General features: G+C 70.6%; 29 protein-coding genes. 19 read left to right on the top strand and 10 right to left on the bottom strand.

Going from position 1 to position 23,666, the window contains the following annotated elements; all coding sequences use genetic code 11:
- The 13 genes from ACLBYB_RS19270 to recA all read left to right on the top strand — a co-directional run.
- Nucleotides 1–323, top strand: a 323-nt coding sequence (locus ACLBYB_RS19270; protein WP_447699698.1) for an EF-Tu C-terminal domain-related protein, incomplete at its 5' end; no start/stop codon positions are given.
- Between the two features lie 80 nt (nucleotides 324–403).
- Nucleotides 404–712: a 30S ribosomal protein S10 gene (rpsJ, locus tag ACLBYB_RS19265; RefSeq protein ID WP_007569268.1), complete on the top strand. Its 309-nt coding sequence runs from the start codon at nucleotides 404–406 to the stop codon at nucleotides 710–712.
- Between the two features lie 51 nt (nucleotides 713–763).
- Entirely contained in the window at nucleotides 764–1,489 is a 726-nt protein-coding gene (rplC, locus tag ACLBYB_RS19260; RefSeq protein WP_020094259.1) for a 50S ribosomal protein L3, read from the top strand.
- Nucleotides 1,489–2,109 carry a 50S ribosomal protein L4 gene (gene rplD, locus ACLBYB_RS19255; protein WP_020094258.1) on the top strand — a complete coding sequence of 207 codons (621 nt, stop codon included), beginning with the start codon at nucleotides 1,489–1,491 and terminating at the stop codon, nucleotides 2,107–2,109. The genes rplC and rplD overlap by 1 nt, the downstream gene beginning before the upstream one ends.
- A complete protein-coding gene (locus ACLBYB_RS19250) occupies nucleotides 2,106–2,402 on the top strand; it encodes a 50S ribosomal protein L23 (RefSeq protein ID WP_020094257.1) in 297 nt (98 codons plus the stop codon). The genes rplD and ACLBYB_RS19250 overlap by 4 nt, the downstream gene beginning before the upstream one ends.
- 25 nt (nucleotides 2,403–2,427) lie before the next feature.
- Nucleotides 2,428–3,264: a 50S ribosomal protein L2 gene (gene rplB / locus ACLBYB_RS19245; protein WP_020094256.1), complete on the top strand. Its 837-nt coding sequence runs from the start codon at nucleotides 2,428–2,430 to the stop codon at nucleotides 3,262–3,264.
- 5 nt (nucleotides 3,265–3,269) lie between these two features.
- Entirely contained in the window at nucleotides 3,270–3,548 is a 279-nt protein-coding gene (gene rpsS, locus ACLBYB_RS19240) for a 30S ribosomal protein S19 (RefSeq protein WP_012319190.1), read from the top strand.
- Nucleotide 3,549: 1 nt separating this feature from the next.
- On the top strand, nucleotides 3,550–3,936 hold the full coding sequence (gene rplV / locus ACLBYB_RS19235; protein ID WP_012319191.1) for a 50S ribosomal protein L22: 387 nt from the start codon (nucleotides 3,550–3,552) through the stop codon (nucleotides 3,934–3,936).
- A 10-nt stretch (nucleotides 3,937–3,946) separates the two neighbouring features.
- Nucleotides 3,947–4,693: a 30S ribosomal protein S3 gene (gene rpsC, locus ACLBYB_RS19230; protein ID WP_012319192.1), complete on the top strand. Its 747-nt coding sequence runs from the start codon at nucleotides 3,947–3,949 to the stop codon at nucleotides 4,691–4,693.
- Between the two features lie 11 nt (nucleotides 4,694–4,704).
- Nucleotides 4,705–5,118 (top strand): 50S ribosomal protein L16, encoded by a 414-nt coding sequence (gene rplP, locus ACLBYB_RS19225; protein ID WP_012319193.1) that lies wholly within the window; start codon nucleotides 4,705–4,707, stop codon nucleotides 5,116–5,118.
- A gap of 12 nt (nucleotides 5,119–5,130) precedes the next feature.
- On the top strand, nucleotides 5,131–5,346 hold the full coding sequence (gene rpmC / locus ACLBYB_RS19220) for a 50S ribosomal protein L29 (protein ID WP_020094255.1): 216 nt from the start codon (nucleotides 5,131–5,133) through the stop codon (nucleotides 5,344–5,346).
- Nucleotides 5,347–5,367: 21 nt separating this feature from the next.
- On the top strand, nucleotides 5,368–5,631 hold the full coding sequence (rpsQ, locus tag ACLBYB_RS19215; RefSeq protein WP_020094254.1) for a 30S ribosomal protein S17: 264 nt from the start codon (nucleotides 5,368–5,370) through the stop codon (nucleotides 5,629–5,631).
- A 516-nt stretch (nucleotides 5,632–6,147) separates the two neighbouring features.
- On the top strand, nucleotides 6,148–7,209 hold the full coding sequence (gene recA, locus ACLBYB_RS19210) for a recombinase RecA (RefSeq protein WP_373866322.1): 1,062 nt from the start codon (nucleotides 6,148–6,150) through the stop codon (nucleotides 7,207–7,209).
- A gap of 123 nt (nucleotides 7,210–7,332) precedes the next feature.
- Here the strand turns inward: recA and ACLBYB_RS19205 are convergent, their stop codons facing one another.
- The 7 genes from ACLBYB_RS19205 to flgB form a co-directional block, all read right to left on the bottom strand.
- Nucleotides 7,333–10,128, bottom strand: a complete 2,796-nt coding sequence (locus tag ACLBYB_RS19205) for an ATP-binding protein (protein WP_447699697.1) — start codon at nucleotides 10,126–10,128, stop codon at nucleotides 7,333–7,335.
- 179 nt (nucleotides 10,129–10,307) lie between these two features.
- Nucleotides 10,308–11,375 (bottom strand): flagellar biosynthesis protein FlhB, encoded by a 1,068-nt coding sequence (gene flhB, locus ACLBYB_RS19200; RefSeq protein WP_056533880.1) that lies wholly within the window; start codon nucleotides 11,373–11,375, stop codon nucleotides 10,308–10,310.
- Between the two features lie 53 nt (nucleotides 11,376–11,428).
- A complete protein-coding gene (gene fliR, locus ACLBYB_RS19195; RefSeq protein WP_042675345.1) occupies nucleotides 11,429–12,190 on the bottom strand; it encodes a flagellar biosynthetic protein FliR in 762 nt (253 codons plus the stop codon).
- 51 nt (nucleotides 12,191–12,241) lie between these two features.
- Nucleotides 12,242–12,508, bottom strand: coding sequence for a flagellar biosynthesis protein FliQ (gene fliQ / locus ACLBYB_RS19190; protein ID WP_012319200.1), 267 nt, complete (start codon nucleotides 12,506–12,508; stop codon nucleotides 12,242–12,244).
- A gap of 48 nt (nucleotides 12,509–12,556) precedes the next feature.
- Complete coding sequence (gene fliE / locus ACLBYB_RS19185) at nucleotides 12,557–12,871, bottom strand: flagellar hook-basal body complex protein FliE (RefSeq protein ID WP_012319201.1); 315 nt, start codon at nucleotides 12,869–12,871, stop codon at nucleotides 12,557–12,559.
- A gap of 44 nt (nucleotides 12,872–12,915) precedes the next feature.
- The gene (gene flgC, locus ACLBYB_RS19180) at nucleotides 12,916–13,323 is read right to left on the bottom strand and encodes a flagellar basal body rod protein FlgC (protein WP_020094248.1); all 408 of its coding nucleotides are present in this window, start codon (nucleotides 13,321–13,323) and stop codon (nucleotides 12,916–12,918) included.
- A gap of 65 nt (nucleotides 13,324–13,388) precedes the next feature.
- Complete coding sequence (flgB, locus tag ACLBYB_RS19175; RefSeq protein WP_056533882.1) at nucleotides 13,389–13,790, bottom strand: flagellar basal body rod protein FlgB; 402 nt, start codon at nucleotides 13,788–13,790, stop codon at nucleotides 13,389–13,391.
- A gap of 332 nt (nucleotides 13,791–14,122) precedes the next feature.
- Here flgB and ACLBYB_RS19170 point away from each other — a divergent pair, with 332 nt between their 5' ends.
- Both ACLBYB_RS19170 and ACLBYB_RS19165 read left to right on the top strand, forming a co-directional pair.
- A complete protein-coding gene (locus ACLBYB_RS19170) occupies nucleotides 14,123–15,403 on the top strand; it encodes a hypothetical protein (protein ID WP_447699696.1) in 1,281 nt (426 codons plus the stop codon).
- A gap of 113 nt (nucleotides 15,404–15,516) precedes the next feature.
- On the top strand, nucleotides 15,517–15,753 hold the full coding sequence (locus ACLBYB_RS19165; RefSeq protein WP_447699695.1) for a hypothetical protein: 237 nt from the start codon (nucleotides 15,517–15,519) through the stop codon (nucleotides 15,751–15,753).
- A gap of 24 nt (nucleotides 15,754–15,777) precedes the next feature.
- Here the strand turns inward: ACLBYB_RS19165 and ACLBYB_RS19160 are convergent, their stop codons facing one another.
- Nucleotides 15,778–17,106 (bottom strand): MFS transporter, encoded by a 1,329-nt coding sequence (locus ACLBYB_RS19160; protein ID WP_056533885.1) that lies wholly within the window; start codon nucleotides 17,104–17,106, stop codon nucleotides 15,778–15,780.
- 219 nt (nucleotides 17,107–17,325) lie between these two features.
- Here ACLBYB_RS19160 and dnaN point away from each other — a divergent pair, with 219 nt between their 5' ends.
- Together dnaN and recF are read left to right on the top strand one after the other, a co-directional pair.
- Nucleotides 17,326–18,447: a DNA polymerase III subunit beta gene (gene dnaN / locus ACLBYB_RS19155; protein WP_100252450.1), complete on the top strand. Its 1,122-nt coding sequence runs from the start codon at nucleotides 17,326–17,328 to the stop codon at nucleotides 18,445–18,447.
- A gap of 220 nt (nucleotides 18,448–18,667) precedes the next feature.
- Nucleotides 18,668–19,822, top strand: a complete 1,155-nt coding sequence (gene recF / locus ACLBYB_RS19150) for a DNA replication/repair protein RecF (protein WP_091681201.1) — start codon at nucleotides 18,668–18,670, stop codon at nucleotides 19,820–19,822.
- A gap of 6 nt (nucleotides 19,823–19,828) precedes the next feature.
- Here recF and ACLBYB_RS19145 read toward each other — a convergent pair whose 3' ends face one another.
- Complete coding sequence (locus ACLBYB_RS19145; RefSeq protein ID WP_447699694.1) at nucleotides 19,829–21,418, bottom strand: methyl-accepting chemotaxis protein; 1,590 nt, start codon at nucleotides 21,416–21,418, stop codon at nucleotides 19,829–19,831.
- A gap of 501 nt (nucleotides 21,419–21,919) precedes the next feature.
- On the opposite strand from ACLBYB_RS19145, the gene ACLBYB_RS19140 reads away from it, so the two are divergent.
- Nucleotides 21,920–22,315, top strand: a complete 396-nt coding sequence (locus ACLBYB_RS19140; RefSeq protein ID WP_020094241.1) for a VOC family protein — start codon at nucleotides 21,920–21,922, stop codon at nucleotides 22,313–22,315.
- 44 nt (nucleotides 22,316–22,359) lie between these two features.
- Nucleotides 22,360–22,947: a histidine phosphatase family protein gene (locus ACLBYB_RS19135; RefSeq protein ID WP_447699693.1), complete on the top strand. Its 588-nt coding sequence runs from the start codon at nucleotides 22,360–22,362 to the stop codon at nucleotides 22,945–22,947.
- Here ACLBYB_RS19135 and ACLBYB_RS19130 read toward each other — a convergent pair whose 3' ends face one another.
- Entirely contained in the window at nucleotides 22,948–23,664 is a 717-nt protein-coding gene (locus ACLBYB_RS19130) for a hypothetical protein (RefSeq protein WP_447699692.1), read from the bottom strand.
- Nucleotides 23,665–23,666: the final 2 nt, after the last annotated feature.

Below are 23,666 nucleotides of genomic sequence, written 5' to 3'. Positions count from 1 at the left end.
AGCGCGGCCAGGTCGTGTGCAAGCCGGGTTCGGTGAAGCCGCACTCGAAGTTCAAGGCCGAGGCGTACATCCTGACCAAGGAGGAGGGCGGCCGCCACACGCCGTTCTTCACCAACTACCGGCCGCAGTTCTACTTCCGGACCACGGACGTGACCGGGATCTGCACGCTGCCGGAGGGCACCGAGATGGTGATGCCGGGCGACAACGTGACCATGGACGTGGCGCTGATCGTGCCGGTGGCCATGGAGGAGAAGCTGCGCTTCGCCATCCGCGAGGGCGGCCGAACCGTCGGCGCCGGCGTCGTCGCCGCCATCAACGACTGAGCTCGAGCAAGCATCCTTAGCAGGGCGCGGCGGGGTGAAGGCCTCGCGTACCCCGCCGTCCCTCTCAAGGTTCCAGGATCATGAACGGTCAGAACATCCGCATTCGCCTCAAGGCGTTCGATCACCGCATCCTCGATGCGTCGACCAAGGAGATCGTCTCCACGGCCAAGCGTACGGGCGCGACCATCCGCGGCCCGATCCCGCTCCCGACGCACATCGCCAAGTTCACCGTGAACCGCTCGCCCCACATCGACAAGAAGTCGCGCGAGCAGTTCGAGATGCGCACGCACAAGCGGGTGCTCGATATCGTCGATCCGACGCCTCAGACCGTGGACGCGCTGATGAAGCTCGACCTCGCCGCTGGCGTGGACGTGGAGATCAAGCTCTGAGTCCGCTGAGGACTTAGAGCTTACCGTTTCATCGCGCGAGGGAGAGAACCTATGCGCTCAGGCGTCATCGCACAGAAGGTCGGCATGACCCGCGTCTTCACGGACGCGGGGGAGCATGTCCCCGTCACCGTGCTCAAGATCGATCAGTGCCAGGTGGTTGCCCACCGCACCGTCGAGAAGAACGGCTACGTCGCGCTGCAGGTCGGCGTCGGCAAGGCCAAGGTCAAGAACGTCTCGGCCGCCGAGCGGGGCCGCTTCGCGGTCGCCAAGGTCGAGCCGAAGAAGAAGCTCGCCGAGTTCCGCGTGTCCGAGGACGCGCTGATCCCGGTCGGCGCCGAGATCACCGCGGACCACTTCATCCCCGGCCAGTTCGTGGATGTCACCGGCACCACGACCGGTAAGGGCTTCGCCGGCGGTATCAAGCGCTGGAACTTCGGCGGCCTGCGCGCCACCCACGGCGTGTCGATCTCGCACCGCTCGATCGGTTCGACCGGTGGCCGTCAGGATCCGGGCAAGACCTTCAAGAACAAGAAGATGCCGGGTCACCTCGGCGTCGAGCGGGTCACCACCCAGAACCTGCGCGTCGTGCGCACCGACCCTGAGCGCGGCCTGATCCTGGTCGAGGGCGCGGTCCCGGGCGTCGCCGGCGGCTGGATCCAGATCCGCGACGCGGTGAAGCGCAAGCTCCCCGCCGACGTTCCGCTGCCGGGCAAGTTCCGCGAGAACGGCGCCTCCGCCCCGGCGACCGAGGCCCCTGCGGCTGAGGAGACCGCGTGATGAAGCTCGATATCAAGACCCTCGACGGTGCCGGTGCCGGCTCGGTCGAGCTGAACGAAGAGATCTTCGGCCTGGAGCCGCGCGCCGACCTGCTGCAGCGCATGGTCCGCTGGCAGCTCGCCAAGCGGCGCGCCGGCACCCACGCCGTGCAGAACCGCTCGGACGTGAACCGGACCCGCAAGAAGCTCTACAAGCAGAAGGGCACCGGTAACGCCCGCCACGGCGCGGCCTCGGCGCCGCAGTTCCGCGGCGGCGGGCGCGCCTTCGGCCCCGTGCCGCGCGACCACAGCCACGACCTGCCCAAGAAGGTCCGCGCGCTGGCCCTGCGCCACGCCCTGTCGGCCAAGGCCAAGGCCTCGACCCTGATCGTCGTCGACGACATCAAGATCGAGGATCACAAGACCAAGGGTCTCATCGAGCGCTTCGGCAAGATGGGCCTCTCGAACGCGCTGATCATCGGCGGTGCCGAGGTCGACGTGAATTTCGGCCGGGCAGCCCGCGCCATCCCGCAGATCGACGTGCTGCCCGTGCAGGGCATCAACGTCTACGACATCCTGCGCCGCGACACGCTCGTCCTGACGAAGGCTGCCGTCGACGCGCTGGAGGAGCGTTTCAAATGAGTGCCGATCCGCGCCACTACGACATCGTCGTCTCCCCGGTCATCACCGAGAAGGCGACGAACCTGACCGAGCAGAACAAGGTCGTCTTCCGCGTCGCCCCCAAGGCGACGAAGCCTCAGATCAAGGAGGCCGTCGAGAAGCTGTTCGACGTGAAGGTCACGGCCGTGAACACCCTTGTCACCAAGGGTAAGAAGAAGATTTTCCGCGGTCTCCGCGGACAGCGCTCCGACGTGAAGAAGGCGATCGTGACCCTGGCCGAGGGCCACTCGATCGACGTCACGACCGGGCTCTGAGGACGGGATTTAGGGATCCAAGCCGATGGCCTTGAAGACATTCAAACCGGTCACGCCGAGCCTGCGCCAGCTCGTGCTCGTCGACCGCCGTGAGCTCTACAAGGGCAAGCCGGTGAAGGCGCTGACGGAGGGCAAGTCGTCCTCCGGCGGCCGCAACAATCTCGGCCGCATCACCGTCCGCTTCCGCGGCGGCGGTCATAAGCGCGTGCTGCGCAACGTCGACTTCAAGCGTCGCGAGCAGCTCGGCGTCGCCGCCACGGTGGAGCGGATCGAGTACGATCCGAACCGCACGGCGTTCATCGCGCTGATCAACTTCCCCGACGGGAAGCAGAGCTACATCCTGGCCCCGCAGCGCCTGCAGCCGGGCGACAAGGTGGTGGCCGGCGAGAGCGTCGACATCAAGCCGGGCAACGCCGCTCCGGTCGGCTCGATGCCGGTGGGCACGATCGTCCACAATGTCGAGCTGAAGATCGGCAAGGGCGGCGCGATCGCCCGCTCGGCCGGCAACTACGCGCAGATCGTCGGCCGCGACCAGGGCTACGTGACGCTCCGCCTGAACTCGGGCGAGCAGCGCCTGGTCCACGGCCAGTGCTTCGCCAGCGTCGGCGCGGTCTCGAACCCGGACCACATGAACATCTCGCTCGGCAAGGCCGGGCGCAACCGTTGGCTCGGCAAGCGCCCGCACAACCGCGGTGTGGCGATGAACCCGGTCGACCATCCGCACGGCGGCGGCGAGGGTCGCACCTCGGGCGGCCGCAACCCGGTCACGCCCTGGGGCGTGCCCACCAAGGGGAAGAAGACCCGGTCCAACAAGCGGACCGACGTGTTCATCCTGTCCAGCCGCCACAACCGCAAGAAGTAATCGCTATGGCACGCTCTCTCTGGAAGGGGCCGTTCGTCGACGGCTACCTCTTCAAGAAGGCCGAGGCGGCGCGGGGCTCCTCGCGCTCCGAGGTCATCAAGATCTGGAGCCGCCGCTCCACGATCCTCCCGCAGTTCGTCGGGCTCACCTTCGGTGTGCACAACGGGCAGAAGCACATCCCGGTCTACGTCACCGAGGAGATGGTCGGGCACAAGTTCGGCGAGTTCTCGCCGACCCGCACCTTCCCGGGCCACGCGGCCGACAAGAAGGCGAAGAGGCGCTGAGATGGGCAAGCAAGCCACCCCCCGCGCGCTCCCTGAGAACGAGGCCAAGGCCGTCGCGCGCATGCTGCGCGTCAGCCCGCAGAAGCTCAACCTCGTGGCGCAGATGATCCGCGGCAAGAAGGTCGACACGGCGCTCGCCGAGTTGCAGTTCTCGCGCAAGCGGATCTCGACCGAGGTCAAGAAGTGCCTCGAGAGCGCCATCGCCAACGCCGAGAACAACCACGACCTGGACGTCGACGACCTCGTCGTCTCCCAGGCCTTCGTGGGCAAGGCGCTGGTTCTCAAGCGTTTCCACGCCCGCGCCCGCGGCCGCGGCGCGCGCATCCTGAAGCCCTTCTCGAACCTCACCATCGTGGTTCGCGAAGTCCGCCAAGCCGAAGCGGCTTGAGGAGGATCTGATGGGTCAGAAAGTCAACCCGATCGGTCTCCGGCTCGGCATCAACCGGACCTGGGATTCCCGCTGGTTCGCCAACAAGGGCGACTACGCGAAGCTCATGCACGAGGACGTCGCGATCCGCGCCGCCCTCATGAAGCAGCTCAAGCAGGCGGCGGTCTCCAAGATCGTCATCGAGCGCCCGCACCGGAAGTGCCGGGTCACCATCCACTCGGGTCGTCCGGGCGTGGTGATCGGCAAGAAGGGCGCGGACATCGAGAAGCTGCGCAAGCTCGTCGGCACGATGACGAAGGCCGACGTGACCATCAACATCGTCGAGGTGCGCAAGCCCGAGATCGACGCCACCCTGGTGGCCGACTCGATCGCCCAGCAGCTCGAGCGCCGCGTCGCCTTCCGGCGCGCCATGAAGCGGGCCGTGCAGTCGGCCATGCGTCTGGGCGCCGAGGGCATCCGGATCAACTGCTCGGGCCGTCTCGGCGGCGCCGAGATCGCCCGCCAGGAATGGTACCGCGAGGGCCGCGTCCCGCTGCACACGCTGCGCGCCGACGTCGACTACGGCACCGCGACGGCGTTCACGACCTACGGGACCTGCGGCATCAAGGTGTGGGTGTTCAAGGGCGAGATCCTCGAGCACGACCCGATGGCCCAGGACAAGAAGGCCCAGGAAGAGGGCGGCCGCTCTGGCGGACGCCGTGAGCGCGATGGCGAGGGCGGCCGCGAGCGCGGACGCCGCGAGCGCGAGCACGCGTAAGGTAGGAAGCCATGCTGCAACCGAAAAAGACCCGCTTCCGCAAGCAGTTCAAGGGCCGCATCCACGGTGCGGCCAAGGGCGGCTTCGAGCTGAACTTCGGCCAGTTCGGCCTGAAGGCGGTCGAGCCCGAGCGCGTCACCGCCCGCCAGATCGAGGCGGCCCGCCGCGCGATCACCCGCGAGATGAAGCGCCAGGGCCGCGTCTGGATCCGGGTGTTCCCGGACGTCCCGGTGTCGTCGAAGCCGACCGAGGTCCGCATGGGCTCCGGTAAGGGCGCCCCGGATTACTGGGCGGCCCGGGTCCATCCCGGCCGGATCATGTTCGAGGTCGACGGCGTTGCCGAGAACATCGCCAAGGAGGCGCTCCGCCTCGGCGCCGCGAAGCTCCCGATCCGCACGCGGGTCGTCCAGCGCATCGCCGACTGAACGGAGGATATCGTGAAGTCGACCCAGAGACTGTCTGATCTGAAGGCGCTGTCGCCGGATCAGCTGAATGACGAGCTGATCAACCTCAAGAAGGAGCAGTTCAACCTGCGCTTCCAGGGGGCCACCGGCCAGCTCGAGAACGTCGCCCGCGTCCGCGAGGTCCGTCGCGACATCGCCCGTGTCCGGACTCTGCAGCGTTCCAAGACGCTGCAGCAGGCCAAGGGCTGAGGCGGGTTTTAGGAGACAACCATGCCGAAGCGCATCCTGCAGGGCACCGTCGTCAGCGACAAGGGTGAGAAGACCATCGTGGTGAAGGTGGAGCGCCGCTTCACGCACCCGGTGATGAAGAAGACCGTGCGGCGGTCGAAGAACTACCACGCGCACGACGAGGGCAACGTCGCCAAGGTCGGGCAGACGGTGTTCATCGAGGAGTGCCGTCCGTTCTCCAAGACCAAGACCTGGAAGCTGGTCGAGGGCGAGGCCGCCCAGGCCGAGGCCGGCGAGGCCGCCTGATCCCGGGATCCCGGCGGCTGCGGTCTCCGCGTCCGCCAGATCCCGGCCCGCGGCGTCGCGGGATGGTGCCCCCTCTGGGGTGACCATCCCGGGGATGCCCGGCGACCGGTACGACGAACGCCCGGACGCAATTCGACTCGCGAGAGCCGGATTCGTGCCGGGCGTCGTCGTTTTCGGCCGCATGTCTGGCGGTTGGGTCCCGGTCGCCGGCGGGCCGAGCCTGCTGCGGGACCGCGGGAGGCGTCGCCATTGCGGCTGGCGGTCGTCCCGTTCGGCGCGTTGTGTCGGCATTCGTACGCGGCTTGGCGGCCGATTACCGGATTGGATTGCTGTCGCGGGGCATCCGGGTGTCGAGCCGGGATTTCGTGACTTGCGTGCAGCAAAACCGCGTTCCGGCCTTGCTGGTTGAGAACAAAACGGGTACATAGAGGCGGTGGCGACGCGCGTTGTGAACTGCGTCCAACCCCTTCATAAGGAGCCCGCCAGATGGCCCAGCCCGCATTGAAAGTGGTCGACATGCCCCCGGTGGACAAGGACAAGTCCAAGGCGATCGACGCCGCCCTGTCTCAGATCGAGCGCGCCTTCGGCAAGGGCTCGATCATGCGGCTCGGCAAGAGCGACAAGGTCCAGGAGGTCGAGACCGTCTCGACCGGCTCGCTGGGCCTCGACATCGCGCTCGGCGTCGGCGGCCTTCCCCGCGGCCGCGTGATCGAGATCTACGGTCCCGAATCGTCCGGCAAGACGACGCTGGCGCTCCACACGATCGCGGAGGCCCAGAAGAAGGGCGGCGTCTGCGCGTTCGTGGACGCCGAGCACGCCCTCGACCCGGTCTACGCCCGCAAGCTCGGCGTGAACCTCGACGACCTGCTGATCTCTCAGCCCGACACGGGTGAGCAGGCGCTCGAGATCACCGACACGCTGGTGCGCTCGGGCGCCATCGACGTGCTGGTGGTCGATTCGGTGGCCGCGTTGACCCCGCGGGCCGAGATCGAGGGCGAGATGGGCGAGAGCCAGCCGGGCCTCCAGGCCCGCCTGATGAGCCAGGCCCTGCGCAAGCTGACCGGCTCGATCTCGCGCTCGAACTGCATGGTCATCTTCATCAACCAGATCCGGATGAAGATCGGCGTCATGTACGGCAGCCCCGAGACGACCACGGGCGGCAACGCCCTCAAGTTCTACGCCTCGGTGCGCCTCGATATCCGCCGCATCTCGACGCTCAAGGACCGCGACGAGGCGATCGGCAACCAAGTCCGCGTCAAGGTGGTGAAGAACAAGGTCGCGCCGCCCTTCAAGCAGGTCGAGTTCGACATCATGTTCGGCGAGGGCGTGTCGAAGGTCGGCGAGCTGATCGACCTCGGCGTGAAGGCCGGGATCGTCGAGAAGTCGGGCGCCTGGTTCTCGTACAACAGCCAGCGCCTCGGCCAGGGCCGCGAAAACTCGAAGGGCTTTCTGCGCGACAACCCGAAGATCGCGGCCGAGATCGAGGGCTCGATCCGGCAGAATTCCGGTCTGGTCGCCGAGAAGATCTTGGAGAACGCCGCGCCGACGGCGGACGATCTCGACGAGGGCGAGGCCTAGGCTGCGCCGCCGCGGGCCGGCGACGGCGCGCGGCGGACCTTGCGACGTTCGAAGATGCGCGGCCCCGGAGTCTCTCCGGGGCCGCTCTTCGTTGAGCGACGGTGACCGGACGCGACGGGCCGGTCAGTCCGCCATCGTCTTCTTCACGGTCTCGACGAGCTGCTTCAGGCTGAAGGGCTTGGGCAGGAAGTTGAAGGTCTCACCCTCGGGCAGGTTCTTGCGGAACGCGTCCTCGGCGTAGCCGGACACGAAGATCACCTTCAGGTCGGGCTGATGCTTGCGCACCTCCCGCAGGAGCGTCGGGCCGTCCATCTCGGGCATGACCACGTCGGAGACGACGAGATCGATGGTCTGCGCGCCCTCGCGGACGATCGCCAGGGCCTCGAGGCCCGAGGCCGCCTCCAGCACCGTGTAGCCGCGGGCCGAGAGCGCCCGGCTGTTGACTGCCCGCACCGGGTCCTCGTCCTCGACGAGCAGGATGGTCCCCTGCCCCGTATGATCGGCGGCGGGCTTGCGCGGCGCCGGCTTGTCGACCTTGGCGGGCGGCGTCTCCCCGTTCGGCACAGCGGCGTCGCCGCCCGCGGCCGGCGCGGTGACCGGCTTGGCTTCCGACCCGGAATCGGGATGGGCGGTGGTGGAGGCCGGCGCGAGCGGCTCCGCGCGCGGCAGTGCCGGCTCGACCGCCGCGACCGGCACCTCCTCGGGCTCCGCAACGGGCACGTGACGCGGCAGGTAGATGCGGAAGGCCGTGCCCTCCCCGACCTTCGACTGCACGTCGATGGTGCCGCCGGACTGCTTGACGATGCCGAACACCGTCGAGAGCCCGAGGCCGGTGCCCTTGCCGATCTCCTTGGTGGTGAAGAACGGCTCGAAGATCTTCTCCATCAGCTCGGGCGGGATGCCCTGGCCGGTGTCGCGCACCTCGATCAGCACGTGGTCGCCCGCCGGCGCCCCGCCGCGCCCCTCCGCCCCGGCGGCCGCCCCCGGATCGGAGACGTTCTCGGTGCGGATCATCAGCTTGCCGCCCTCCGGCATGGCGTCGCGGGCGTTGACCGCCAGATTGACGATCACCTGCTCGAACTGGTTGACGTCGGCCTTCACGGGCCAGACCTCGCGGCCGTGCTTCAGCTCCAGCGCGACGCGCTCGCCGAGCAGCCGCTTGAGGAGTAGGGTCAGCTCGGAGAGCGCCTCCCCGACATTCATCACCTCCGGGCGCAGCGTCTGCCGGCGGGAGAACGCCAGGAGCTGGCGGACGAGGCCCGCCGCCCGGTTGGCGTTCTGCTTGATCTGCATGATGTCCTGGAAGGCCGGGTCGGTCGGCCGGTGGCTCGCGAGCAGCAGGTCCGAGTAGCCGATGATCGCCTGCAGGACGTTGTTGAAGTCGTGCGCGATGCCGCCGGCGAGCTGGCCGACCGCGTTCATTTTCTGGGCCTGAGCGACCTGCTGCTCCAGTTGGCGCTGCGCCGTCGTGTCGAGGGCGTAGAGGATCACCCGCTCGGCCTCGTCGGTCTGCTGGCCGGCATCGCCGCCGTCGGCCGGGCTGAGCCAGACCCGGGCCGAGCGGCCGCCGGGCCCGTTGAGCTGGACCTCGATGGGCTCCGGATCCGTCCGCCCGCTCGCGGCGCGGGCGAGCCCGGCCTCCAGGGCGGTCCGGTCGGCCACCGAGTCGGCGACGTTGGGCTCGACCCGCGGGACACCCTCCCCGTCCGGGGCGCCGTCGTCGGCCTGCCGCGGGACCGTGCCGAACAGGCGCGTGAACGAGGCGTTGGCGCGGGCGATCCGGCCGCCGCTGTCGAGGGTCGCGATGGCGATCGGCGAGTTGTTGAGGAAGCGGGCCAGCCGGACCTCGGCGGCGCGCTGCGGCTCGTCGGTCTCGGCCCCGGCGGACCGGTTGATCACGAAGGTCCGCGACGAGCCGGGCTTGCCGTCCTTGCCGAAGGCGACCCGGTGGTAGAGCCGGACCGGCAGGGTGTGGCCGTTGCGGCGGCGCAGGTCGAGGTCGAAGCGGTCGGTGCGGACCTCGCCCGGCAGGCCGGCCGTGCGCACCAGCACGTCCGCCTCCGGGGCGATCTCGGTGAGGTGCGGGCCGCCGGGGCCGACGCTGGCGAGGTCGTAGCCGAGCCAGGCCGCCAGGGTCGCGTTCATGTAGACGATGGCGCCCGCCGGATCGATCGACAGGAAGCCCGCCGGGGCGTGGTCGAGGTAGTCGATGGCGTGCTGGAGCTCCTGGAAGACGTTCTCCTGCCGCTCCCGCTCGGCGGTGATGTCGGCCACCGTCCAGAGGGAGGCCGCCCGGCGCGGGCGCGCGAGGGGCCGCACCGAGACCCGGTACCAGCCGAAGCCGCGCTCGCCGGCCGTGGGCCCGAGGGGCGGCGACATCCGCACCTCCTCGATGTGGGCCCGGGCGTCGCGCGAGGCCTGCGACAGGCGGTAGACCGCCTCGGAGACCTCCGGCGAGCCGACGAGGATGCGCTCCACCGGCACGAGGTTGGAGAAGGTGTCGCCGCTGGCGATCCGGAGATAGGCCTCGTTGGCGTAGATCAGCCGGCCGCCGTCCTCGACGACCAGCTGGCCGTCCGGCGAAGCGTCGACGATGCCCTTGGTGATGTCGTCCCGGGCGGCGCTGCCGCTGAGCTGGAGCGCCCCGATGGCGAGGGCGAACAGGAAGAACACGCCCGCCATGGCCAGGAGGGCCAGCAGCCAGACGATCAGCGACTGGGCCTGCTCATTGGCCACGAAGGACAGGCCGATGGCCGCGCCGACCAGCAGGCCGGCGAGCACGAGGAGCAGGCCGACCCGGCCCGGCTGTTCCGAGCGGTCGATCGAGCCCGTGCCGAGCAGGGACGAGGCCTGCGCGACCGGGGGACCCGAATTCTGCGGGCCCGCGGCGGGCGCCGGAGGTCCAGTGACGTCGGCCATCGGCTTCATTCCAGAACAGTCACCCGGTTAGTCCGCCGGCCATATCAGGACATGCGGGGCGCGGCATCAGTCTCGTCGCGCCAAGCCTTGACACAGCCTCGCGAAAAAAGGTGGAGGAAGCGTGGCTTTCGCCCCACCGGGCGTTCGGCGAGACGGCGCGGCGCGCGGATCGCGCGGGGCTACGCCGCCCGTCTCCGCAGGCGCAGCACGAACCCGATGACCTCCGCCACCGCGCGGTAGTGCTCGGCCGGGATCTCCCGGTCGATCTCCACGGTGGCGTGGAGCGCCCGGGCGAGCGGCGGGTTCTCGATCACCGCGACCCCGTGCTCGGCCGCCACCGCGCGGATGCGTAGGGCGAGCGCGTCGACGCCCTTGGCGACGCAGACCGGCGCGGCCATGCCGGTCTCGTAGCGTAGCGCCACCGCGTAGTGGGTGGGGTTCGTCACCACGACGGTGGCGGTGGGGACCGCGGCCATCATGCGCTTCTTCACCCGGGCCATCCGGAGCTGCTTCAGGCGCCCCTTCACCTCGGGATTGCCCTCCGACTCCTTCATCTCCTGCTTGAGCTCCTCCTTCGACATCCGGTGGCGCTTGCGCCAGCGGAACCGCGCGTAGAGCGCGTCGCCGAGGGTGATCGCGAGGTGCATGCACAGCATGCCGGCGAGCAGCTTCAGGCTGAGGGACAGGATCGCCGGCATGGAGGCGGCCGGGTCCAGCTGTGCGAACACTTCCAGCCGGTCGCGGTCGTTCCACAGCATCACCGCGCCGACCACGCCCACGGCGGCGATCTTCGCCAGCCCCTTGCCGAACTGGAACAGGGCCTCGACGCCGAGGAGCCGCTTCACGCCCGCCATCGGCGAGAGGCGCGAGAATTTCGGCATCAGCGTCTCGGCGGAGAAGACCAGCGGGTGCTGCAGGAGCCCCGCGGCCAGCCCGGCCACGACCGCCAGCCCGACAGGCACCGCCACCGCCTGGAGCCACAGCCACAGGCCGCGCGTCATGGCCGCCTTCATGGCCGTGGCGTCGTCCGGCAGGGTATGGGCGTTGGCGAGGTAGGCCTTGAGCCCGTGCAGCAGGTTCGAGGCGATGGTCGGGGCCGCGACCAGCAGCGCCAGGGTGAACGCGGCCAGTATCGCGAAGGTGTTGATCTCGGTGCTGGTCGCGACGTCGCCGCGCTCGATCGCCTGATCGAGCCGTCGTTGGGACGGCTCCTCGGTCTTGTCCTCGTCGTCGGTATCGTCGGCCATCGCGCGTCGGGCTCAGAGCGGGGACATCGTCGGGGCACGGGCGATCCGGCCGCTCAGCGGCCGACGTAATCCCCGAGATACCGGCCCAGGTCGTCCAGGAAGACGCCCATCATGACGCCGAGGCAGCCCATCAGCAGCAGCATGCCGATCAGCACCGAGGCCGGGACCGCCAGGAAGAACACCTGCATCTGGGGCATCAGCCGCGACAGCACGCCGAGACCCAGGTTGAACAGGATCCCGAAGGCGATGAACGGGCCGGCGATCTGCACCGCCAGGGTGAAGCCCCGGGCGAGCGCCTTCGTGGCCAGCATCAGCGCGTCCGAGAAGGACGGCACGCCGTCGGGGGGCAACACCACGTAGCTGCGGGCCACGCCCTCGATGGCGAGATGGTGCAGGTCCGCGGCGAAGATCAGCGTGATCCCGAGCAACGACAGGAAGTTGCCGATCGCCACCTGCTGGCCGCCCTGGCTCGGATCCACCGTCATCGCGTAGGACAGCCCGACCTGCGCCGAGATGATCACCCCGGCGGTCTGAAGGGCGGCGAGGATCATCCGCACCGTGAGGCCGAGCACCAGCCCGATGATCGTCTCGCCGAACAGGAGCCCGATCAGCCGCGGGCCGGCCACGCCCTCCGTGCCGCCGAGCAGCGGGCGCACGGTCGGGAACAGCACCAGGGACGTGAGAAGCGCGAAGGCGAGGCGCAGGCGCGGCGACACGGTCTGCTCGCCGATCCCCGGCATCAGCATGATCAGCGTGCCGATGCGCGCGAAGGTGATCAGGTAGGCCGAGGCGATGCCGGGCAGGAGCAGGTTCATCGCGGCCCCTATGGCACGCGGCGGCCGCGCCTGTCCCGGCCGGCGGGCGCATCAGCCGCCGGCCGCGATGCGGGCGGCGATGCGGGTCATGTAGCCGGCCATGGCGTCACCCATGAAGGGCAGCATCAGCAGGAGCGCGGCGAACACCGCCACGACCTTGGGCACGTAGATCAGCGTCTGCTCCTGGATCTGCGTCAGGGCCTGGACCAGGGACACGGCGAGGCCGACCGCGAGCGCGACCAGCATCAGGGGCCCGGCCACCTTGAGGAACACGAAGATGCCGTCGCGGGCGATGTCGAGGATGGCGAGGCCGGTCATGGGGATGCGATCTGTGCGGGGGGAGCGGGCGGGGAAGCGGTCGGCCGGTCAGATCTGCATCCGCATGATCTCCTCGTAGGCGGAGATCATGCGGTCGCGCACCGCCACCATGGTCTGCAGGGCCGTCTCGCTCTCGGCGACCGCGGTGACCACGTCCACGACGTTGGCCTTGCCGGCGGCCGCGGAGACGGCCTGGGAATCGGCCCGGCGGCCGGCATCGCCGACGCTGTCCAGGGTCTGCCCGAGCATCTGCATGAAGTCGGTGCCGGTGCCGGTCGTCGGCTGCACCCGGGGGGCCGGCCGGCCGCCGGCGAGGCCCTGGACGGCCGCGTAGGCACCCGCTGCGAAGTTGCTCGAAGCCATCGCCATGCGTCCTTGCTAAGCGGTCCTGCCGCGGGCTTCGGGGGTCACTTCAGGATGCCGAGGGTCTGCGCCAGCATCTTGCGGGTGGCGCTGATCATGTTGAGGTTCGCCTCGTAGGAGCGCTGGGCCTCCCGCAGGTCCATGTTCTCGATCAGCGCGTTGACGTTGGGCATCTGCACCACGCCCTGGGCGTCGGCCGCGGGGTTGCCGGGCTCGTACTTGGTCCGGAAGGCCGACGGGTCGCGCCTGACGCGCCCCGCCTCGACGAGCTTGGCACCGGTCTCGTCGTCGAGGTGGCTGGTGAAGGTCGGGATCTTGCGGCGGTAGGGCTGCGCCCCGGCGGAGGCCGGCGCGGAATCGGCGTTGGCGATGTTCTCGGCGATGATGCGCATCCGGCCCGACTGGGCCTTGAGGCCCGCGGCCGCCACCGCCAGCGACTTCGTGAATTCCATGGCTCAGGACCCTCCCGCTGCCGCGACCCCGCGGCCGTCGGCGCTCCACATTCGGCCGTCGCGCGTCAGCTCTTGCCGATCGCGATCTTCAGGGTGGTCAGGCTGTGCTGGTACAGCGAGGCGGCGAGCTGGTAGTCCGCCTGGTTCTCGCCGGCCTTCATCATCTCGTCCTCGAGGTTGACGCCGTTGCCGCTGGGCCGGACCTCGAAGCCCTTGGCGCGCTTGGAGTCGGCTCCGACCGTCTGGCCGGGCGGTGCCATGTGGCCCGCGCTCGTGAGCGTCAGGCCGGAGCCGCTGGTGGCGAGGGCGCCGGTCGCCCGGTCGAAGCGCGGCTCCACGAGGTCGCGGGGCTTGAACCCCGGCATGTCGGCGTTGGCGACGTTCTCGGCGATCACGCCCTGGCGCGCCTGCGCCCATTGCATCCGCGTGCGCAGCATGCTCAGCACGGGCAGATCGGTGAGGGCCATGGTCGCCTCCGGGATGGCGTGGCCGCGCCGGGACGAGCGGGCTCGGCAAAATCTGCCGCCTGCATGGTTAACGGCGCGTTAAGCCCGATCTCCGGGCCGGCCGGTGCCCGCGTCAGCTCGCGCCACGGGGGGAGTGAACCCCCGGTTCGGCCGGGCCGGCGGCGCAGTCCCGACCTATTGTCTTGCGCGCGCTCAATTAAAAGGTCTGTTAACGAACTCTTAACGTCGTTTGCCTTGCCGCCCCTCCGGCGTGGTATGGATCAAGTCCGTGCCGGCGCGCACCCGCGGCGGTCGGAACGTGCGAGTGCGTAATCTTGCGATGGCTGCAATCCGTGTTCGGCTCTGACGGCTCCCCCATCGTCCAGTATATCGTGATCTTCGCCGTCATCTTCACGGCGCTCGCGGCGATCGTGTTCACGGTGCGCCGGCTCACCGGCCGGAGCCTCGCCCTGCCGGGGCGGTCCGGGAGCCGCGGGCGCCAGCCGCGCCTCGGGATCGTCGACGTGTACGAGCTTGACCGGGCCCGGCAACTCATCCTGCTGCGCCGGGACAATGTCGAGCACCTGCTCCTCGTGGGCGGCCCCAACGACGTGGTGGTCGAGCGCAACATCCAGCGCGGCCAGCGGCCCCTGCCGGAGGCGGCGATCCGGCCGGAGCTGGCGCCGGAGCCGCTGGACGAGCCGCTCCCGGACCCCCTCGTCCAGGGCGGCCGCCTGCCCGAGCCGCCCCGCGGTCTGCCGGAATCCGGTGGCCGGCGCGCCGAACCGCTGTTCGATCCGGGCTTCGCGATGCCGGTGGTGGTGCCGTCGCCGGTGCCGCGCTCGGCCTCCGCTCCGCCCGTGACTCTGCCCCTCGATCCCGGGCTGTTCGGCGGCGACGAGCCCGGCCAGGACATCACCGCACCTCTGAGTGCCGCGCCGCCCCAGGCGCCCGCGCCTCAACCCCCGGCGCCGCCCGCGCCCGAGCCGATGGTGTCGCCGCCGATGGTGTCGCCGCCGATCGCGCCGCCGGCGGTGGAGCCGCCCGCGCCCCCGCCGCGCGAGCCGGTCGCGCCGCGGCGGATCCTGAGCCGGACCGCGCCGCCGCTGATCGAGCCGCGGCCCAACCCGGCCTCCGAGCGCAAGCTCGAGCCGGCACCGGCGGAGCCGGAACCCGCCCGTCTGGCCCCGAGCCTCGCGGTGCCCTCCGAGCGCAAGTCGGTCGATCCGGTGGTCCTGTCCGACATGGCCCGGCAGCTCCAGGCCGCCCTGTCGCGCTCGTCCTCGGCCGTGACGCCGCCGCCGCAGCCCGCGCCCGCCCCGCCGGCGCCCGAGGGCGTCGATCCGCTGGCCGCCGCGATGGCGAGCGTCCCGGTCGAACCTTTGCCCGCCCCCGCCCCGGTCGACGAGCCCGAGGCCCCGCCGCCACCTCCGCCTCCGGCTAAACCCGTGCCGCCGTCGGCGATGCCCAAGGTCGAACCCCCTCCGCCCGTGCCGGCCCCGCCGCCGCCGACGACGACGACGCCGTCCGCGCCCACGCCCGACGCGAAGGGATCCGGCAACCCGTTCTCGGTGGAGGAGATCGAGGCCGAGTTCGCCCGCCTCCTCGGTCGCCCACTCGACAAGCGGAGCTGAGGAACTCCGCCCCCGCCGAGCGGGCGCGTCGGGACCGCGTCCTCGATCGCGAGAACCGCGATTTACCGAAGGTTAACCATCTTCCGGGACGTTCCGGCGCGGAGGATGTCGCTATGCTCGCGCTGGATGCTGGAACGGCTCACCGGAGCCGCGCTTACAGCGCTTTCCGGCTCGACCGGGCCGGCCGCGTCCGCGCGGCCGAGATCCTGTCGGCCGAGGACGACACGCAGGCGCGCCGCCGCGCCCGGGCGATGGTCGGGCGCCACGCGATCGAGCTGTGGGAGCGGACCCGCTTCCTCGGGCGCTTCGAGCCCACCGTGGCGGCGGCTCAGGATCGCGCCGGCCGCTGAGGCCGGCGGCGCCCGCCCGTCCCGTCAGCGGCCGGCGGTCTCCGGCATGGCCAGCACGGCGAGGAAGCTGAGGATCGCGGCCCCCGCCAGGTAGAACCCGACGAAGCCGATGCCGCCGTAGGCCGCGAGCTGCTGCGCGATGTAGGGCGCGCCCGACGCCCCGAGGATCCCCGCGAGGTTGTAGGTCACCGAGGCGCCCGTGTAGCGCACCCGCGTCGGGAACAGCTCAGGCAGGACGGCGCCCATCGGTCCGAACACCCACCCCATCGTCAGGAGGCTGAGGCACAGGAAGCCGAGGACCGGCGGCCAGGTGCCGGTGCCGGCGGCGTGGCCCAGCATCGGCCCCATGAGGAAGCCCAGCAGGAACGTCACAGCCATGCCGGAGAGCAGCACAGGCCGGCGGCCGAAGCGGTCGGCCGCGGCCCCCGACACGACGGTGCCCAGCGCCATGAAGCAGACCGCGATGCACTCGAAAAGCAGGAAGGTCGGCCGGCTGTAGCCGAGGGTGCCGGTGCCGTAGCCCAGGGCGAAGACGGTCGAGAGGTAGAACACCGCGTAGACCGCCACCATCGCGAAGGTGCCGACCAGGACGGCGTGGCCGTGCTGGGTCAGCATGGTGGCGAAGGGCACGCGCTCCGGTCGCGCCTGGCTGAGCGCCGCCTTGAAGGCCGGCGTCTCGGTGAGCTTCAGGCGCACGTAGAGCCCGACGCCGACGAGCGCCGCCGAGGCCAGGAACGGCAGGCGCCAGCCCCAGGCCTGGAAGCTCTCGGGCGTCAGGCCGAAGCTGAGGGCGAGGAAGCCGAGATTGGCCAGGACGAAGCCGACCGGCGCCCCGAGTTGCGGGAAGATGCCGTACCACGCGCGCCGGCCCGGCGGCGCGTTCTCGACCGCCAGCAGCGCCGCGCCGCCCCACTCGCCGCCGAACCCGATCCCCTGCCCGCAGCGCAGGATGCACAGCGCCGCCGGCGCCCACCAGCCGACCGACGCGTAGGTCGGCAGGCAGCCGATCAGCACCGTGGAGATGCCCATGATCAGCAGCGACGCCACCAGCGTCGCCTTGCGGCCGACCCGGTCGCCGAAATGCCCGAACAGGGCCGCGCCGACGGGCCGCGCGATGAACGCGATGGCGAAGGTCGCGAAGGCGCTGAGCTGCTGCACGCCGGGCGCGCCGGCGGGGAAGAAGACCGGGCCGATCACCAGGGCGGTGGCGGTGGCGTAGATGTAGAAGTCGAAGAACTCGATCGCCGTCCCGACGAAGCTCGCGGCGAGGATCCGCCGAGCACTCGGGGGAGCGCTCGGGGCGGCCTGCGAGGGGTCTGCGGTGTTGCCCGCGGGGTCGATGGTCTGCAGCATGATCGGGATGGGGGGATCCGGGTCGGTCGCGGCGCTTTCGCACGGGCCGCCGGGGGCCGATACCCCGCTCCGGACATGGGCATCCGCCCTGGACGCGGAGGTCGCTGTGCGGTGCACCGACGGCGGCCTTGCGTTCCCCTGTCCCCTTCGCCAAGCTGAACGGCCATATTCCGCGACGGTCGCCGGCCGCGGCGCCGTCCCTATCACTTGAGTATTGCGATGAGAGTCACTGTCGAGCGCGCGGCCCTGCTCAGGTCGCTCGGCCACGTGCACCGGGTCGTCGAGCGCCGCAACACGATCCCGATCCTGTCGAACGTGCTCCTGCGCGCGGAAGGGTCGGGTCTCCAGCTCCGGGCGACGGATCTCGACATCGAGGTGACCGAGAGCGTGCCGGCGGACGTGGCGGATGCGGGCGCCACAACCGTGCCGGCGCACGTGATCTACGACATCGTGCGCAAGCTCCCCGACGGCGCGCAGGTCTCCCTGGAGACCGGCGGCGAGTCCGGCCAGATGACGATCCGGTCCGGACGCTCGCGCTTCGCCCTGGGCGCCCTGCCGGAGGGCGACTTCCCGGACCTCGCCGCCGGCGAGATGCCGCACGGCTTCGAGATCGCCGCCGCCGACCTGAAGCGGCTGATCGAGAAGACCCAGTTCGCGATCTCCACCGAGGAGACCCGCTACTACCTGAACGGCATCTACCTGCACACGCTGGAGACCGAGAACGGCCCGGCGATGCGGGCGGTGGCGACGGACGGCCACCGGCTCGCCCGCGTCGAGATCCCGGCCCCGCAGGGCAGCGTCGGCATGCCGGGCGTGATCGTGCCCCGCAAGGCGGTCGCCGAGATTCAGAAGCTCCTCGACGACGGCGGCGAGACCGTCTCGGTCGACCTGTCGCCCGCGAAGATCCGCCTGCGCTTCGCCGGCGGCCTGACACTGATCTCCAAGCTGATCGACGGCACCTTCCCGGATTACCAGCGCGTGATCCCGGCCAACAACGACAAGCGGCTGACCGTCGAGCGCGACGCCTTCGCGAAGGCCGTGGACCGGGTCTCGACGATCTCGTCGGAGCGCGGGCGCGCGGTGAAGCTCGGGCTCGCCGAAGGGCGCCTCGCGCTCTCGGTGAACAACCCGGATTCCGGTAGTGCCACCGAGGAACTCGACGTCGATTACGAGGCGGCCGGCCTCGATATCGGCTTCAACGCCCGCTACCTCCTCGACATCACCGCGCAGCTCGAGGGCGACACCGCCCTGTTCAAGCTCGCGGATCCCGGCTCGCCGACCCTGATCCAGGACCGCGAGGGCGCGCCGGCGCTGTACGTGCTGATGCCGATGCGGGTGTGAGGCGGCCGCGCGGATCCCGGTCCCGCCCTCGTCCCGAGGTGCCGGAGCGCAGCGGGGGCCGCGCGGGAGGTCCCCGGACGGCGATGTGGTTTCTGGAGCCCGCCCGCGCGGCCCGCTGACGCGGGCGCCTCGGGGCGAGGTGGTTGGATGGGATGTCAGACAGCAAGGGACGGTTGAGCGCGGCGCGTCTCGGCCCCTCGATTCACCCCTCGGTTCACCGATGAGCGACATCCGCGATCCGCGGGACGAGCTCGACGGGTCGAGCCTGCGCGTCACCCGCCTGATCGCCCGCGATTTCCGCAACCACGCGGACCTCGAACTGACGCCCGAGGCCCGCTTCGTCGCGCTGGTCGGGGAGAACGGCGCGGGCAAGACCAACCTGCTCGAGGCGCTCTCGCTGTTCGTGCCGGGCCGGGGCCTGCGCCGGGCGGAGTTCGCCGCCATGGCGCGCAGCGGCGGCCCGGGGGGATTCGCGGTCTCGCTCACCCTCGACCGCGACGGCGCCGAGCACCGGCTCGGCACCGGGCTCGAGCCGCCGGGTCCCGACGGGCGCGCGAGCCGGCTGTGCCGGATTGACGGCGCCACCGCGGCCTCGCCGGTGGCGTTCAGCGAGTTCCTGCGGGTCGTCTGGCTGACCCCCGACCTCGACGGCCTGTTCCGCGGGGCGGCCGGAGACCGGCGACGGTTCCTCGACCGTCTCGTGCTGGCGGTCGACGCCGCCCACGGCGCCCGGGTCTCCGCGCTGGAGCGGGCCCTGCGCTCGCGCAACCGCCTGCTGGAGGAGCGGCCCGACGACGACCGCTGGCTCGACGCGGTGGAGCGGGAGGTCGCGGAGCTCGGCGTCGCCGTGGCGCTCGCCCGGCGCGAGACCGCCGAGCGCCTCGACCGGCTGATCGCCGAGACCCGGGACGACGCGCAGCCCTTCCCCTGGGCGGCCATCCGCCTCGAGGGCGACCTCGACGATCTGGTCGCTGTCTGGCCGGCCCTCGAGGCCGAGGACCGCTACCGCATGGCGCTCCGCAACGGCCGCAATCGGGACCGGGCCGCCGGCCGCACGCTGATCGGGCCGCAGAGCAGCGACCTCGTGGTCCGCCACGGCCCGAAGGACGTGCCGGCCGGGACGGCGTCCACGGGCGAGCAGAAGGCGCTGCTCATCGGCCTCGTCCTCGCCCACGCGCGGCTGGTGCGGGCCATGAGCGGCATCGCCCCGCTGATCCTCCTGGACGAGGTGGCGGCCCACCTCGATCCCCGCCGCCGGGCCGGCCTGTTCGAGGCCCTCGAGGCCCTCCCGGGGCAGGTCTGGATGACCGGCGCCGACCCGGACGCCTTCGCGCAGGCCGGCACCCGGACGCAGGTCCTGCGGGTCGGCGGCTGATCGGCCTCAGGCCGCCCGGACCGACCCGAGGAAGCGTGCGACCTCGACGCCCAGATGCTCGGACTGGCGCGACAGCTCGCCGGCCGCTCCCAGAACCTGGGCTGCCGCGGCTCCGGTCTCTTCCGAGGCCCGCGCCACTCCGGAGATGTTGCTCGTCACCTCGTCGGTGCCGGCCGCCGCCTGCGAGACGTTGCGGACGATCTCCTGCGTGGCCGCGCCCTGCTCCTCGACCGCCGCCGCGATGGTGGTGGCGACCGCGTCGATCTCGCGGATCCGGGCGGCGATCGTGTCGATGGCCGAGACCGCCTGGCCGGTCACACCCTGGATCTGGCCGATCTGCTGGCTGATCTCCTCGGTGGCCCGGGCGGTCTGGCCAGCGAGCTCCTTGACCTCGGCGGCGACGACCGCGAATCCGCGGCCGGCCTCGCCGGCCCGCGCCGCCTCGATCGTGGCGTTCAGCGCCAGCAGGTTGGTCTGGCCGGCGATGTTCGCGATGAGCCCGACCATATCGCCGATGCGCGTCGCCGCCTGGCTGAGCGCCTGAACGAGGTGCTGGGTCTCGTCCGCCTCGCCGACCGCCGCCTGCGCGAGGTTGGCCGAGCCGAGGACCTGCCGGCCGATCTCCTGCACGGAGGTGCCCAGCTCCTCGGCGGCGGCCGCCACGGTCTGGACGTTGGCGGAGGCCTGCTCGGCGGCGGCCGCCACCGTTGTGGACTGGCTGGCCGTCTCGGTCGCGCTCGACGTCATGGTCTGCGCCGTGGCCTGCAACTCGGTAGCCGAGGACGAGACCATCCCGACGATGCTGCCCACTGCCCGCTCGAACCCGTCCGCGAGTTCCACCATGGTCCGCCTGCGCGCGGCCACCGCCGCCTCGTCGGCGCGGCGCTTCATCTCGGCTTCCTCGGCGGCCTTGCGGGTGACCATGACCTTGATGCCCTCGACGGCCTTGCCGACGGCCCCCACCTCGTCCCTTCGGGCGGCCTCGGTGATCTCGGCCTCGACCTCGCCCTGCGCCATCCGCTGCAGGACCTTGACCAGCCGGTCGAGCGGCCGCGTGATCCCGACCGTGGCGATGAACACTGCCGCCAGCAGCCCCGCCAGCATGCCGAGACCGCTGACGATCATCAGCGTCTGGCGGGTCTCGTTGGTCTGATCGGTCAGGTCGCCCGAGCCCTTCTGCATGTACGTATCGATGTCCTCGGCCATCCGGTTGCCGTCGGTCAGCAAGCCGGAGAACGTCGGGTCGATCGCCGTGTGGATCAGCGCGATGGCTTGCTCGTTCTGATTGGCGGTGCCCAGCCGGCGGACCTCGCTCACGTCCCTGAGATAGCGCTCGATCCGCGCGGCCTGCTCATCGATGCGCGCGGCGAAGGTCGGCGCGTGCGATCGGAGGCTCGGAAGGAGCGCCCTCACCGCGGGCAGCGCGGCCTCGAAGCCGCTGTTGGCGGCCTGCATCTGGCCCTGATCGGTCTCCGCGATGATCCGGTAGACCCAGTAATTCAACTCGATCACCAGGCGGTTCAGCCTGCGTGCCTCCGCCACCGCCGTCGCCTCGCGGGCGAGGAACTCGCTGTAGCGGTCGTCGATGACCGTCATCCGCGCCTGAGCGTACCAGATACATCCGCCGACAATCACGCTTATCAGCGCGATGACGGCAGCAATTTTTGGAAGTATATTGATATTGGATAGACGTATCACTGTCTTGAAATCCCTTCGCTCGATCGATGATCGGCCTCATGATCTCATGGGATTCACTTTGGTCGTCGATTGCGATAAAGCGTTGGAAGCGCGATTGTGTCAATGACAAATATCATTTTGCGGTTTGATTTTGTGTGTCCGAGCCTTTTGCGATATCTTATATCAGCATGGCTCCTCATATATTGACTCCAATACACTCCTTGGAACGATTTAAAGAACAGATATTGATCCAGGATATGCAATATGGGATCGGTCTACACGGGCCGGGTTCTTCGACAGCTCGTGGGCGACGTCCCGGGGCGCGACCCCGGCGCCGCGCCACCGGCCTTTTCGCGGCTGCGGATCGCGCCACATAGTGGGCGCTGCACGCCGCCGGCGTGCCCACGGAACTCCGCGCGCATGTCCAAGCCCGTCCACGCCATGATCCGCGTCCTCGAGGAAGAGCGCGCGCGCGACTACTATGCCCGTGCCTTTGGTCTCGCGGTGTCCGGCCGGTTCGACTTCCCGGACTTCACCCTCGTCTACATGCGGGATCCGGACTCGCCGTTCGAGCTGGAGCTCACGGTGAACAAGGGCCGCGACAAGCCCTACGATCTCGGCGACGGCTACGGGCACATCGCCTTCGTGGTCGACGACGTGGAGGCCGAGCACGCCCGGCACCGGCGCGAGGGCTTCACGGCCACCGACGTCAAGACCCTCAAGCACGGGGACGACGTGCTCGCGCGGTTCTTCTTCGCCACCGACCCGGACGGCTACAAGATCGAGGTCATCCAGCGCGGCGGCCGCTTCGCGTGAGCGGTCCGGTCCGCCATTCCCTCTCCGGAACGTCTTCGAGATCCATGCAGGACAAGACCCGCATCGTCTGCATCCGCCACGGGCAGTCGACCTTCAACGCCGCCCACCGGCACGGGGGCGGCGATCCCGGCCTGCCCGACGCCCGCCTGACCGAGCTGGGCCAGGCCCAGGCCCGGGCCGCGCGGGAGCGGCTGCGGCCGATCCCCTTCGACCTCGTGGTGGTCTCGCCCCTGACCCGCGCCATCGAGACCGCGGCGATCCTGTTCGGCGAGCATCCCCGGCAGCCGCGGGTGCTCGTCGAGGTGCTCCACCGCGAGTGCCAGGAGAGCAGCTGCGATGTCGGCCGGGTCGCCTCGGAGATCGCCGCGGACTTCCCCCACCTCGATGTCGGGCACCTGCCCGAGGTCTGGTGGCACGCGGAGCCGGGCTGCGAGGTCGGCGGCTACCCGGTGGAGCCGCGCCCCCTGTTCGATGCCCGGGTCGCGGCGTTCCGCGACTGGCTGCGGGCCCGCCCGGAGACCACCATCGCGGTGGTCGGCCACGGCACGTTCTTCTACCACCTCACCGGCACGTTCCTGGAGAATTGCGGCACCATCGACTTCGATCTCGACGCCGCGCCCGCGGCGGCCTGATCAGCCCGGCACCCGGGCGCGCGCCGCGTCCATGCGCTGCCGGGCGCCGGCGACGGCGATCTCCGGCGCCTGCCGGCCGATGGCGAGGGTCTCCGCGAGGATCGTGCAGGCCTCGGCCCAGGTTCCGGTCAGGAACGGCGCCGCCCCCTCGGCCACCTCGGCGGCGCAGCGCGCGTCCTCGCCGGCGCGTTCCGCCGCCGTCGCAGAGCGGGACACCGCCGCGGTCAGCGCGCCTTCCCGCCAGCGCCGCGCCTGGGCCGCCGCCTGCGCGCGCGCCCCGCCCCGCCACGCGGCCGCGCGGGCCGCTGCCAGGGCCGCGGGCCAGTCCGGCGCGCCGGAGCAGGCTTCCGCGTCCTCGACCATCCCGGCGACCGCGCAGAGCGGCGCCAGGATGCGGCGGACGCTCTCCAGCGCCAGCTGCCGGGTGCGGGCGGCCTCGATCTCCGCCGTGTCGGCGCTGCCCGACAGACGCAGGACGAAGGCCATCAGCTGCGGCCGCACCTCGTCCGGCATGGCGTCGTTGAGCCCGAGGGCGTAGGCGGCGGCCGGCCGCGAGAAGCAGGGTGGGCAGTCCGCGCTGGAGCGGATCGCCCGGTAGGGCAGGCCCGCGGCCACCATCGCGGCCTCGTTGATGCAGGTCCCACCGTCTGGCCCGGGGAAGGGATGCGATCCGGCGAGCAGACGCCAGTTCAGGATCGTCGCGAAGTCGGGATGCATCG

Source organism: Methylobacterium sp. D54C, assembly GCF_053345595.1.
The sequence above is the reverse complement of the archived record's forward strand: the minus strand, read 5'-3'. Positions and strand labels throughout refer to the sequence as shown.